Annotated in this window: 11 protein-coding genes and 1 pseudogene; 5 read left to right on the top strand and 7 right to left on the bottom strand. The window is 62.4% G+C overall.

Annotated features, from left to right (window positions below; all coding sequences use genetic code 11):
• The first annotated feature begins 116 nt into the window (after positions 1-116).
• Together F0P97_RS00290 and F0P97_RS00285 are read left to right on the top strand one after the other, a co-directional pair.
• Positions 117-1,403: a M20/M25/M40 family metallo-hydrolase gene (locus tag F0P97_RS00290; RefSeq protein ID WP_182285161.1), complete on the top strand. Its 1,287-nt coding sequence runs from the start codon at positions 117-119 to the stop codon at positions 1,401-1,403.
• A gap of 252 nt (positions 1,404-1,655) precedes the next feature.
• Positions 1,656-2,429: a class II aldolase/adducin family protein gene (locus tag F0P97_RS00285; RefSeq protein WP_182285160.1), complete on the top strand. Its 774-nt coding sequence runs from the start codon at positions 1,656-1,658 to the stop codon at positions 2,427-2,429.
• Positions 2,430-2,483: 54 nt separating this feature from the next.
• On the opposite strand, the gene F0P97_RS00280 is transcribed toward F0P97_RS00285, so the two are convergent.
• The 7 genes from F0P97_RS00280 to mnmG form a co-directional block, all read right to left on the bottom strand.
• Positions 2,484-3,026, bottom strand: a complete 543-nt coding sequence (locus F0P97_RS00280) for a GNAT family N-acetyltransferase (RefSeq protein ID WP_182285159.1) — start codon at positions 3,024-3,026, stop codon at positions 2,484-2,486.
• Entirely contained in the window at positions 3,013-3,942 is a 930-nt protein-coding gene (locus tag F0P97_RS00275; protein ID WP_003072066.1) for a ParB/RepB/Spo0J family partition protein, read from the bottom strand. Before F0P97_RS00275 ends, F0P97_RS00280 begins: the two co-directional genes overlap by 14 nt.
• A 15-nt stretch (positions 3,943-3,957) precedes the next feature.
• A complete protein-coding gene (locus tag F0P97_RS00270) occupies positions 3,958-4,506 on the bottom strand; it encodes an RBBP9/YdeN family alpha/beta hydrolase (RefSeq protein WP_182285158.1) in 549 nt (182 codons plus the stop codon).
• Between the two features lie 45 nt (positions 4,507-4,551).
• A complete protein-coding gene (locus F0P97_RS00265) occupies positions 4,552-5,322 on the bottom strand; it encodes a ParA family protein (protein ID WP_003059963.1) in 771 nt (256 codons plus the stop codon).
• Between the two features lie 12 nt (positions 5,323-5,334).
• Complete coding sequence (locus tag F0P97_RS00260; RefSeq protein ID WP_182285157.1) at positions 5,335-5,946, bottom strand: LysE family translocator; 612 nt, start codon at positions 5,944-5,946, stop codon at positions 5,335-5,337.
• A gap of 143 nt (positions 5,947-6,089) precedes the next feature.
• The gene (gene rsmG / locus F0P97_RS00255; protein ID WP_182285156.1) at positions 6,090-6,752 is read right to left on the bottom strand and encodes a 16S rRNA (guanine(527)-N(7))-methyltransferase RsmG; all 663 of its coding nucleotides are present in this window, start codon (positions 6,750-6,752) and stop codon (positions 6,090-6,092) included.
• Positions 6,749-8,713 (bottom strand): tRNA uridine-5-carboxymethylaminomethyl(34) synthesis enzyme MnmG, encoded by a 1,965-nt coding sequence (gene mnmG / locus F0P97_RS00250; protein WP_182285155.1) that lies wholly within the window; start codon positions 8,711-8,713, stop codon positions 6,749-6,751. The genes rsmG and mnmG overlap by 4 nt, the downstream gene beginning before the upstream one ends.
• Before the next feature lie 256 nt (positions 8,714-8,969).
• Between mnmG and F0P97_RS00245 the strand changes: the two genes are divergently transcribed.
• The 3 genes and pseudogenes from F0P97_RS00245 (at position 8,970) to F0P97_RS00235 (ending at position 11,769) form a co-directional block, all read left to right on the top strand.
• Positions 8,970-9,545 (top strand): NADPH-dependent FMN reductase, encoded by a 576-nt coding sequence (locus F0P97_RS00245; RefSeq protein ID WP_003065289.1) that lies wholly within the window; start codon positions 8,970-8,972, stop codon positions 9,543-9,545.
• A gap of 105 nt (positions 9,546-9,650) precedes the next feature.
• On the top strand, positions 9,651-10,259 hold the full coding sequence (gene gstA / locus F0P97_RS00240) for a glutathione transferase GstA (protein WP_179627309.1): 609 nt from the start codon (positions 9,651-9,653) through the stop codon (positions 10,257-10,259).
• 392 nt (positions 10,260-10,651) lie between these two features.
• Positions 10,652-11,769, top strand: a pseudogene (locus F0P97_RS00235) (alkene reductase).
• The last annotated feature ends 119 nt before the right edge of the window (positions 11,770-11,888 follow it).

Genomic DNA, 11,888 nt, shown 5'->3' with positions numbered 1-11,888 from the left:
CAGCGCCGAGGCCACAAACACGGCTGCTAAGCTGAATTCCCTGAGCGGTGCATCACGCCGCCTTTCCTGCCGCGGCCCTATCCGGGAGCGGCCCGCCCCCCTCAAGGAGAATTTCTATGCGTTGGAACACGCCCTCTGCCCCTTTGCTGCGCGCCCTGCCCCTGGCCCTGGTGCTGGCCTTCGGCTCTGCCCAGGCTGCCCCTCAGGCCGAATGGCTGGAGCATGCGAAAAAGGAGCAGCAGCCCTATCTGGATACGCTGCGCGATCTGGTGCATATCGAGTCCGGCAGCAAGGATGTGGCGGGCGTGAAGAAGATTGCCGAATACATTGCCGGCAAGCTGCGCGCGCAGGGTGGCAAGGTCGAGGTGATCGAGCCCAGCGACATCTACCGCCTCGATGACACGCCCGAGAAGGTCGGCCCCATGGTGCATGCCGAATTCAAGGGCAAGGGCAGCAGCCGCATCATGCTGATCGCGCACATGGACACCGTCTATCTGCCCGGCATGCTCAAGGACCAGCCCTTTCGCATCGACGGCGACAAGGCCTATGGCCTGGGCATTGCCGACGACAAGCAGGGCGTGGCCCTGATCATGCATATCGTGCCCCTGCTCAAGAAGCTGGGCATCGAGGACTACGGCACGCTCACGGTGCTGATCAACGGCGACGAGGAAATCAGCTCGCCCGGAGCACGCAGCACCATCACCCGCCTGGGGGCCGAGCAGGACGCCGTGTTCAGCTTTGAAGGCGGCGGCACCGACGGCAGCCTGCGCCTGGCCACCAGCGGCATCGGCGCCGCCTACCTCAAGGTCACGGGCAAGGCATCGCATGCGGGCGCCAAGCCCGAAGACGGCGTGAACGCGCTGTACGAGCTGTCGCATCAGCTGCTGCAGATGAAGGATCTGTCCCAGCCCCAGGACGGCCTCAAGCTCAACTGGACGGTGTCCAAGGCCGGCACCAACCGCAATGTGATTCCTGCCGAAGCCACGGCCCAGGCCGATGCCCGCGCGCTGCGCGTGGCCGACTTCACGGCGCTGGAAAAAGCCATGCAGGACAAGATCGGCAACAAGCTGCTCCCCGCCAGCAAGGTGGAGCTGAAATTCGAAGTGCGCCGCCCGCCGCTGGAGGCCAATGCCACGGCGCGCAAGCTGGCGGCCCATGCCCAGGGAATTTATGAGCAGGAGCTGAAGCTGCCCATGAAGGTCATGGACAAGGCCACGGGCGGTGGCACGGATGCGGCTTTCGCGGCCCTCAAGGCCAAGGGCGGCGTGATCGAGGGCTTCGGCCTGTCGGGCTATGGCGCACACTCCAACGATGCCGAATACGTGCACATCAACACCATCGCACCGCGCCTGTATCTGGCCGCCCGCATGATCCAGGACCTGTCGCGAGGCCAGATCAAGTAAGCACTTTTGATAGCTGCTTTCGCTTGATCTGCTTCGGTTTACGTATAGAAGCGATCTGAAAATCAACAGGAGCTTGCGCTGCAAGCTCCTTTTTCATTTCCCTGGCCCGAACCGACATGCACCACGGGCATTTCCACCGCGCCTGATCCAAACCGGCCTCGCCCGCGTTTCCAGGGTTCTGTCGCCTAGCCAACAGACCGCCGGCGCACGAGTGTCTACATTCATCGGATCAACGATGAAGGAGAGCCGCCCGTGAGCCAAGAGCCCTTGAACATCCCCAGCGTGCAGCATCTGGTCAGCCCCGAGGAATGGCAGCTGCGCGTGGACCTGGCCGCCTGCTACCGGCTGGTGGCGCTGTACGGCTGGAGCGATCTGGTCTTCACCCACATCAGCGCGCGGCTGCCGGGCCCCGGGCATCACTTCCTCATCAACCCCTACGGGCTGATGTTTGACGAGATCACTGCCTCCTCGCTGATCAAGGTGGACCTGGGCTGCAACAAGCTCATGGAGTCGCCCTTCCCCGTGAACCCGGCCGGCTTCGTCATCCACAGCGCCGTGCACGAGGCGCGTGCCGATGCACAATGCGTGATCCATACCCACACGCGCGCCGGCGTGGCCGTGGCGGCCCAGAAGCAGGGGCTGCTGCCCATCAGCCAGCAAAGCACCTTCGTCCTGGGGTCCCTGGCCTATCACGTCTACGAGGGCGTGGCCTTTCGCGAGGACGAGAAGCCGCGCCTGCTGGCCGACATGGGCGAGGCCAACTTCCTCATGCTGCGCAACCACGGCCTGCTGACCTGCGGCCTCACCATTGCCGATGCCTTTTTGTCCATGTACGTCTTCGAGTCCGCCTGCCAGATACAGATCGCAGCCCAGTCCGGCGGCACCGAGCTCACCGAGGTCGACCCGCAGATTCTGCAAGGCATCGCCCATGCCATGAAGGTACAGACCGGCGGCATGGGCGGCCAGTTTGCCTGGCCCGCCCTGCTGCGCAAGCTCGACAGAATCGACCCCGGCTACCGCAGCTAGAACACCGCACCGGAATCAAAAAGGGCATCCAGAGGGATGCCCTTTTTTGCAGCATCAGCTGCGGCGAATACGGTAGAGACAGTGCTCAGCCAGAGCATGGTCGGATGGCAGATCAGGGTGCATGAATGTCTGCGCATCGGGCTGCATTCCCAGACGCTGCATTACGGCCTGCGAGGGCTTGTTCGGCACCGCCGTGAACGCCACAACTTCATCCAGCTGCAGCTCATTCCACGCAAAATCCAGCGCAGCTTTTGCGCCCTCTGTCGCCAGACCTTTGCCCCAGTATGGCCGGGCCAGCCGCCAGCCTACCTCCACGCAGGGTGAAAACGGTAGCTCTGCTGCAGGAGTGTGCAAGCCAATCATTCCTGCCAAGTGCCCGGTGGCTCTATCCTGCGCAACCCAGAATCCCCAGCCACGCTCGGCAATCAAAGCCTCGGCCTTGGCGGCCAGGGCATCGCTGGCCTGCCTGTCCAGCACGCTCGGGAAGTAGCGCATGACTTCCGTGTCCGCATTGAGCGCGGCAAACTCCGGCAAATCCTGCGGCGTCCATTGCCGCAGAATCAGCCTTGGGGTGGTCAGGCACTCAGGCTTCACCACGCAGCTTTTCGATGATGCCGTTGAGCTCGTCAAGCGAGCCGAACTGGATGGCGATCTCGCCCATTTCCTGCTGCTTGCCATGGCGGCGCACGGTCTTCTTGATGCGCACCTCGACATCGGCAGTGAGCAGGTCGGACAGCTCTTCCTCGATGCGTTTCACGTCGCGCGACTTGCCATCCTTCTTGGCCTTCTGGCGCGTCAGATTGAACTCGGCACCGATCTTCTTGACCAGCGACTCGGCCTCGCGCACCGACATCTTCTTGGCTGCGATCTGGTTGCCTGCCGTGATCTGGGTGGCACGGTCCAGGGTCAGCAGCGCCCGCGCATGACCCATGTCGATATCGCCGGCCATCAGCATGGTCTGCACGGGCTCGGCCAGATTCAGCAGACGCAGCAGATTGGTGGCGGCGCTGCGCGAGCGGCCCACGGCCTGCGCGGTCTGCTCGTGGGTCAGACCGAATTCCTTGACCAGACGGGCCAGACCCTGCGCCTCTTCCAGCGGATTCAGGTCTTCGCGCTGAATGTTCTCGATCAGTGCCATGGCCGCCGCCGCCTCGTCGGGCACTTCGCGCACCAGCACCGGCACCTCGGACAGACCCGCGATATGCGCGGCACGGAAGCGCCGCTCGCCGGCAATGATTTCGTACTTGCCGGCGTTGTCGCCCCGGGAGAGCTGGCGCACCAGAATCGGCTGCATGATGCCCTGGGCCTTGATGCTCTCGGCCAGCTCGTACAGGGCACCTTCGTCCATGCGGGTGCGCGGCTGGTACTGGCCAGCCACCATCACATTGAGTGCCAGGGTGCTCGGCAGATTGGCCTGAGACCCGCTCGCAGCGGCCTGCTCTGCTTCACTGACCTTGGGGCCCAGCAGGGCTTCCAGACCACGTCCCAGGCCCTTGGGTTTCTTAGTCACCATTGCTGAATTCTTTCTTTAAAGGGAGAGCAGCAGCTCATGCCCGGCTTCCCACAGTCCCAGTCCGCTGGCCGTGTTGATATGGCCTGCGGCACCCGCGTTCACGAAGCGGCTGCCCCAGCCCTGTGCCATGGCCTGTGCGCGTGCTACAGAGCAGTTGGGGTCGTTCTCGCTGCCCACCAGTATCGACGGGAAGGGCAGCTTTTGCAGCAGCACGGGCGACCAGCCCGGCAGGACGCCGCGCAGACTCTCCTGCTCGGTGTCGCCGGGGGCAACCAGCACAGCGCCGCGCACCTTGGTTTTCGCGACCTGAGAATGCGCCGCCCACCATGCCACCAGCACGCAGCCCAGGCTGTGCGCCACCAGCGTCACGGGGGCGGGAGCGTCGAGCACGGTCTCCTGCAGGCGAATGCTCCAGTCACCGCGCAGCGGATGCTGCCAGCTATGCTGCTCCAGCCGCTGGTAGCCGAACCGGTCCTGCCACAGACTCTGCCAGTGGCCAGGGTCGGAGTTCTGCCAGCCGGGCAGCAGCCAGACATGCTGCGGGTTCAGTGCTTCAGAGGTCATGGGCGTTGGCGATGGCTGGATGGGGAGCTGTTTCACGTGAAACACTCACATTTTCTTGATGCGGCGCACCATCTCTTCGGCGAACTCGACAAAGGCCTTGCTGCCCTTGGCCGAGGCGTCGAACACCACGCCAGGCAGGCCGTAGCTGGGGGCTTCGGCCAGGCGCACATTGCGCGGGATCACGGTATCGAACACCTTGTCGCCAAAATGCTCCTTGAGCTGGTCGCTGACCTGCTGCTGCAGCGTGGTGCGCGGATCGAACATCACGCGCAACAGACCGATGATCTGCAGGTCGGGATTCATATTGGCATGCACCTGCTTGATGGTGTTGACCAGATCGGTCAGGCCTTCCAGTGCAAAGTACTCGCACTGCATGGGCACGATCACGCCATGCGCCGAGCACAGACCGTTCAGGGTCAGCATGGACAGCGAAGGCGGGCAGTCGATCAGCACGAAGTCGTAATCGGCGGCCACGGCCTGCAGAGCGGTCTTGAGGCGCTCGTTGCGGCGCTCCAGCGAGACCAGCTCGATCTCGGCACCCGACAGCTCGCGGTTGGCGCCCAGCACGTCATAGCCGACCTGCTCGGACTTCTGGGCCACTTCCTTGACGCTGGCGTTTTCCAGCAGCACGTCGTAGACCGTCAGTTCCAGCGCGCGCTTGTCCACGCCGGAACCCATGGTGGCATTGCCCTGCGGGTCCAGGTCGATCAGCAACACACGCTGGCCGACCTTGGCCAGACCAGCGGCAAGATTGACCGTGGTCGTGGTCTTGCCCACTCCACCTTTTTGATTGGCAACGCAGAAAATTTTGGCCATTGAACTTCTCTTTTAGTTGGCGGCCAGCTTGAGGCCAAAACCGATCAGAAACACACCGGCTGTTTTTTCCAGCCACTTCACCACAGCCGGGTTGGCACGCAAGCGCTCGGCCAGCACCGTGGTCAGCGTCACCACGATGACGCTGTAGATAAAGGTAATTGCCGCCACCGTGGCAGCCATCACTCCAAAGGTGATGGCGCCCTGATGCCGGGCCGGGTCCACGAACATGGGAAAGAACGCCATGTAGAACACAATGGCCTTGGGGTTCATCAGGGTGATCAGGGCACCCTGGCGGAAATACTGGCGCGGCTGGATTTCAATGGCCGGCGCATCGCCGGGCCTGGCCGTGAGCAGCTTGTAGCCCAGCCAGGCCAGATAGGCCACCCCCACCCATTGCACGGCATGGAAGGCCGCCGGATAGGCAGCCAGCACCGCCGCCACGCCTGCCACGGCCAGCCACATCAGCACCTGATCGGCGGCCATCACACCCAGGCAGCATGCAAGGCCCGCTCTCCATCCGCCCTTGCCCGTGGAGGTAATCAAGGCCAGATTGCCTGGTCCAGGGATCAGCAAGAAAACGGTAACGGCGGCTGCAAAAGCGCCGTAATCAGAGATGCCAAACATTCAAACCCTGCGCGATGGAAAACAGCAAGTTTATGCGAGGGCCATGGCAGGTGCATCTGCATTGCACAGATGTTGCCTGACACAGTATGTAAAAAGGCACTTTGTCCCCCTTGGAAACAAAGTGCCCGACCAAGCTTTACCGATCAAGAAGCCAGCTTCAACCAGATCACGCAGCGCTCGGCATCCAGGCCGGGAACCTGTAATGGTTCCACGTGAAACACTTTCACATCAGCAGGCAGCGCAGCAATTTCCTCTTCGGGGTGCTTGCCCTTCATGGCAAACCAGATGCCGTCCTCTGCCAGAGCCTTGCGCGACCAGGTGGTGAAGTCCGCCAAGGACGCAAAGGCTCGGCAGCTGATGACCGGATACCGGGTCTTGAGGTTTTCCACCCGGTCATGAATACCGCGCAGATTGGGCAGGCGCAAGGATGCAGCCACCTGCTGGATGAAAGCAGCCTTCTTGCCCACGGTATCCACGCAGTTCACATCGATCTGCGGGCAGCAGATGGCAAACACCACACCGGGCAAACCACCGCCGGAGCCCACATCCAGCAGCGGCAGGCGCTTGCCCTCTTCCACCGGCAGGCGGCTCACATGCCGCAGCAAGGCGGGCACGGCGGCCAGGCTGTCGAGCAGGTGATGCGTCAGCATCTCCTGGGGATCACGCACCGACGTCAGGTTGTAGACCTTGTTCCACTTCTGCAGCAGATCCATGAAGGACATCAGCAGATCGATCTGGGCCGGGGCCAGTTCCAGCTTCAGTGCCCGGACGCCTTGCTCCAGCTGGGTACGCAAAACCTGGCTCATGCGGAAGCCTCTTCGTTCTGAGTGGCAAAGCCCTTGAAGCCGCCTTTTTTCAGATGCACCATGAGCAGCGAGATGGCTGCAGGCGTCACTCCCGAAATACGCGAAGCCTGGCCCAGGGTTTCGGGCCTGTGCTTTTGCAGCTTCTGGCGCACCTCGAAGGACAGCGCAGCCACCTGCATATAGTCGAAGTCCAGCGGCAGACGCAAACGCTCGAAATGCGCAGCGCGTTCGACTTCATCCTTCTGGCGGTCGATATAGCCAGAGTACTTGGCAGCGATTTCCACCTGCTCGATCACAGGAGCGCTGAGTTCGCCCAGCGCCTCGGGCTGCACATCGGCGCAGGCGTACTTGCCCTGGTTCATTCCCATGAGCTTGTCGTAATCCACACCGGGGCGGCGCAGCAGGTCGAACAGGTTGTATTCGCGCTCCATGGCCTTGCCCAGCACGCGTTCGGACTCTTCCGCAGCCACGACACGCGGGTTCACCCAGGTGGACTTGAGGCGCTCTGTTTCACGTGAAACAGCATCGCGCTTGCGGCTGAAGGAGTCCCAGCGCGCATCATCGACCAGACCCATCTGGCGGCCCGCTTCGGTCAGGCGCATATCGGCATTGTCTTCGCGCAGCTGCAGGCGGAACTCGGCGCGGCTGGTGAACATGCGATAGGGCTCGGTCACGCCCTTGGTGATCAGATCGTCGACCAGCACGCCCAGATAGGCCTCGTCACGACGCGGCATCCAGGGGCCTTCGCCACGGCACTGCAGCGCTGCGTTCAGGCCGGCGAACAGGCCCTGGGCGGCCGCCTCTTCATAGCCGGTCGTGCCATTGATCTGGCCAGCAAAGAACAGACCCTGGATCTGCTTGGTCTCGAAGCTGCTCTTGAGCGAGCGCGGATCGAAATAGTCGTACTCGATGGCATAGCCTGGGCGCAGGATGTGGGCGTTCTCCAGCCCCTTCATGCTGCGCACCAGTTCGTACTGAATGTCGAACGGCAGGCTGGTGGAGATCCCGTTGGGGTAGAACTCGTGCGTGGTCAGGCCTTCAGGCTCAAGGAAGATCTGGTGGCTTTCCTTGTCCGCAAAACGGTTGATCTTGTCTTCCACGCTGGGGCAGTAACGCGGACCCACGCCCTCGATCTTGCCGGTGAACATGGGACTGCGGTCAAAGCCGCTGCGAATGATCTCGTGGGTGCGCGCATTGGTGTGCGTGATCCAGCAAGGCATCTGCCGGGGATGCATGGCACGGTTGCCCATGAAGCTGAAGACGGGCACTTCGCCCTCGTTCACGCCGCCTGGCATGCCGTCGCCGGGTTGTTCCTCGCACTGGCTGAAGTCGATGCTGCGGCCGTCGATGCGCGGGGGCGTGCCGGTCTTCAGGCGCCCCTGCGGCAGCTTGAGCTCCTTCAGGCGCGCCGACAGGCTCACGGCCGGAGGATCGCCCGCACGGCCTGCCGCATAGTTGTTCAGGCCCACGTGAATCTTGCCATCGAGGAAGGTACCCGCGGTCAACACCACGGTGCGGCTGCGGAACTTGAGACCAACCTGGGTGACGGCACCGACCACGCGGTCGCCCTCCACCATCAGGTCATCCACGGCCTGCTGGAAGAGCCAGAGATTGGGCTGGTTTTCCAGCATCTCGCGAATCGCGGCCTTGTACAGAATGCGGTCGGCCTGGGCACGCGTGGCGCGTACCGCCGGACCCTTGGAGCTGTTCAGGATGCGGAACTGGATGCCGCCCTTGTCCGTAGCCAGGGCCATGGCGCCACCCAGGGCATCGACTTCCTTGACCAGATGGCCCTTGCCGATACCGCCGATGCTGGGGTTGCAGCTCATCTGCCCCAGGGTTTCGATATTGTGGGTCAGCAGCAATGTCTTGCTGCCCATGCGTGCAGCGGCCAACGCAGCCTCGGTGCCGGCGTGGCCGCCACCGACCACGATCACATCAAATTCCTGTGGGTACAACATATTCCTGCTCCGGGCCGAGCCCGGCCCTTGCCCCTGCACGAAGCAACCATGCCTCGGCTCTCACGGCAGGCGGACATGTTCTCGCGCCATGTCATCCCTGCTGGGGAACCTGCAATTTTCCCACCATTGGCGCAACAATGCCTTGCCAGGGGGGTTTCACGTGAAACATGGCGGTCTGAAGTGCAGCCTAGATGTTTGCCCTGATAGCCCCGTCTATGCATGAAAAATGCAATCGCTCTGTGCTGCAATCCACTGCATGCAAATTCTCATTTTTGCGGGCAGTACCCGCCAGGACTCGTACAACCGCAAGCTGGCCAAGGTGGCTGCTTCCATCGCGGAACAACAGGGTGCACAGCCCAGCTTGCTGGAATTGTCGGACTACGACATTCCGCTCTACAACGCCGACCTCGAGGCCCAGGGAACGCCTGCCGACGTCATTCGCCTCAAGCAGGCCATGCACAGCCATGCAGCCTGGATTGTCTGCAGCCCCGAGTACAACGGCAGCTACCCGGCCCTGCTCAAGAACGCGATTGACTGGGCCTCCAGCCCGGTCAAGGGCGATGCGCAGTGGTCCGACGGTGTCCTGCCCTTTCGCAACAAGGTCGTCGGCATGGCCAGTGCCTCGCCTGGCGGTCTTGGCGGCCTAAGAGCCCAGTCTCACCTCGCTGCGCTGCTATTGAATCTGGAATGCTGGGTAGCACCGCGCAGCCATGCCGTGAGCCATGCGGCAGAGGCTTTCGATGCCCAGGGTCATCTGCTGCGCGCGCAGAACCAGCAAGGCATGGAGGCTCTTGTGCAGCAGGTGCTGTGGGCTGCAGGGCGCCTGGGCTGAGCAATCTCCTCTCCGATCCGGACTTCTGCCGGCTGCGCATGCATATGAAGTGCAACCGGTTTAGCATGGGCGCTTGTCTTTTCATTGCATAGAGAGCCACTCACCATGAAGCTTTACTACAGCCCCGGCGCTTGCTCCATGTCTCCGCACATCGTGCTGCATGAAGCAGGCCTGCCGCATGAAACCGTGATGGTCAGCACCAAGAGCCACAAGCTCCAGGACGGAACGGATTACTACGGCATCAATCCGCTGGGCTATGTGCCCTTTCTGGTGCTGGACAACGGCGACACCTTGCACGAAGGTCCGGCCATTGTTCAGTACCTCGCCGACCTGGCCCCCGAAAAGAACCTGGCGCCGGCCAACGGCACCGTGGCCCGCTACCACCTGCAGGAATGGCTGAACTTCATCAGCACCGAGGTGCACAAGGGATTCAGCCCCTTGTTCAGCCCCACAACGCCCGAAGACTTCAAAACTGTGCTGCGCGGCAATCTGCTCAAGCGCCTGAGCTGGGTCAACGAGCAGCTCGCCAACAAGTCCTATCTGATGGGTGATCAGTTCACCGTGGCCGATGCCTACTTTTTCACGGTCACAGGCTGGGCCCAATTTGTGGGCCTGGACATCTCTGAACTGCAGCACCTTCAGGCTTATCGCGAGCGCATTCTGGCGCGCCCCGCAGTGCAGGCCGCCATGAAGGCAGAAGGCTTGCTCAAGTAAGTTTTTCGACACCCATGCACACTGAGAACGTATTTACGATCTCTACGCAGCCGCGTTGGAGCGCAATCGGGATGAGCTCGAAGCGATGGCTCGCCGCTTGCACCGGGGTGCAAGCAAGAGACAGCGCACAGAAATCGCCCGATTTCGCTCCAACCCTTCGGGACAGTGTCTTTGCGGACGCCCGGTCAGGGACGCCCGGTCAGGGGCGGTCTGCGGCGTTGCCTCGCCGGCCGCGCCAATCCTCGCAATAGCACGGCTATTGCTGCGGTATCGCGCGCGGGGGGCCGCCCCCTTGCATCCCATCCCGCAAAGCCTCTGTCGCGGCGCGAGGAGATCGTCAACACGTTCTAGGAGCTCGGTACCCACCGAGCTTTTTTCATCTGGAGTTCTGCATGACCTCATTGTTCGAACCGATTGAAGCAGGCAGCCTGCGTCTGCCCAACCGCATTGCCATGGCACCGCTGACGCGCAACCGCGCTCCCGACGCGATACCCACGCCGCTGATGCAAACCTACTACGTTCAGCGCGCCTCTGCCGGTCTGCTGATCAGCGAAGGCACGGCCATCAGCCACCAGGGACAGGGCTATGCCGATGTGCCCGGTCTTTATGGCGAAGAGCAGCTGCGGGCCTGGAAAAAAGTCACCGATGCCGTGCATGCCAAGGGCGGCCGCATCGTCACCCAGCTCTGGCATGTGGGTCGCATCTCCCACAACGTGCTGCAGCCAGACAGCCAGTCTCCGGTCGCGCCCTCCGCGCTGACGGCCCGCTCCAAGACCTATGTGATCGACAAGCAGTCGGGGCAAGGCCAGTTTGTCGCCACCTCGGCACCGCGCGCACTCAGGCAACAGGAGCTGCCGGGCATTTTTCACAGTTTCGCCACCGCCGCGCGCGAAGCCGTACAGTCGGCGGGCTTCGATGGCGTGGAGCTGCATGCAGCCAACGGCTATCTGCTCGATCAATTCCTCAAGACCGGTACCAACCAGCGCAGCGACGACTACGGCGGCAGCATCGAAAACCGGGCCCGTCTGGTGCTGGAATGCGTACGCTCCGTGGCCGATGCCATCGGTGCCGGAAAGGTCGGCATCCGCATCTCTCCGGTCACTCCCGCCAATGACATCGTGGACGAAAACCCGCAGGTGCTGTTCGAATATCTGGTGCGCCAGCTCGCCCCTCTGGGCCTGTCCTATATCCATGTGATCGAAGGCGCAACAGGCGGTCCGCGCGAGCTGGCGGATCGTCCCTTCGACTACCAGGCACTCAAGCAGGCCTATCGCTGTGCAGGAGGCAAGGGAGCCTGGATGGTCAACAACGGCTATGACCGCCAACTGGCCATGCAGGCAGTGGAAAGCGGCTATGCCGATGTCGTGGCCTTCGGCAAGTCCTATACTCCAACCCCGATCTGGTGCACCGTCTGCGCGACGATCTGCCGCTCAATGCCTGGAAAAGTGAACGCTTCTACGGGGGCGGTGCCGATGGCTATACCGACTACCCGGCACTCGCCAGCCAGTAAGCACCGTCCATCCGGCTCCGGCCCTTTTCCGATTGCGCCGGCAGTCATTGGGAGGAAAACAAAAAGCCCGGTGCATCACTGCAACCGGGCTTTTTTCATGGAACGAGCCGCTCAGGGAT

Source organism: Comamonas testosteroni (assembly GCF_014076415.1).
Classification (GTDB): domain Bacteria; phylum Pseudomonadota; class Gammaproteobacteria; order Burkholderiales; family Burkholderiaceae_C; genus Comamonas; species Comamonas testosteroni_F.
This window is presented reverse-complemented; position numbering and strand designations above follow the sequence as displayed.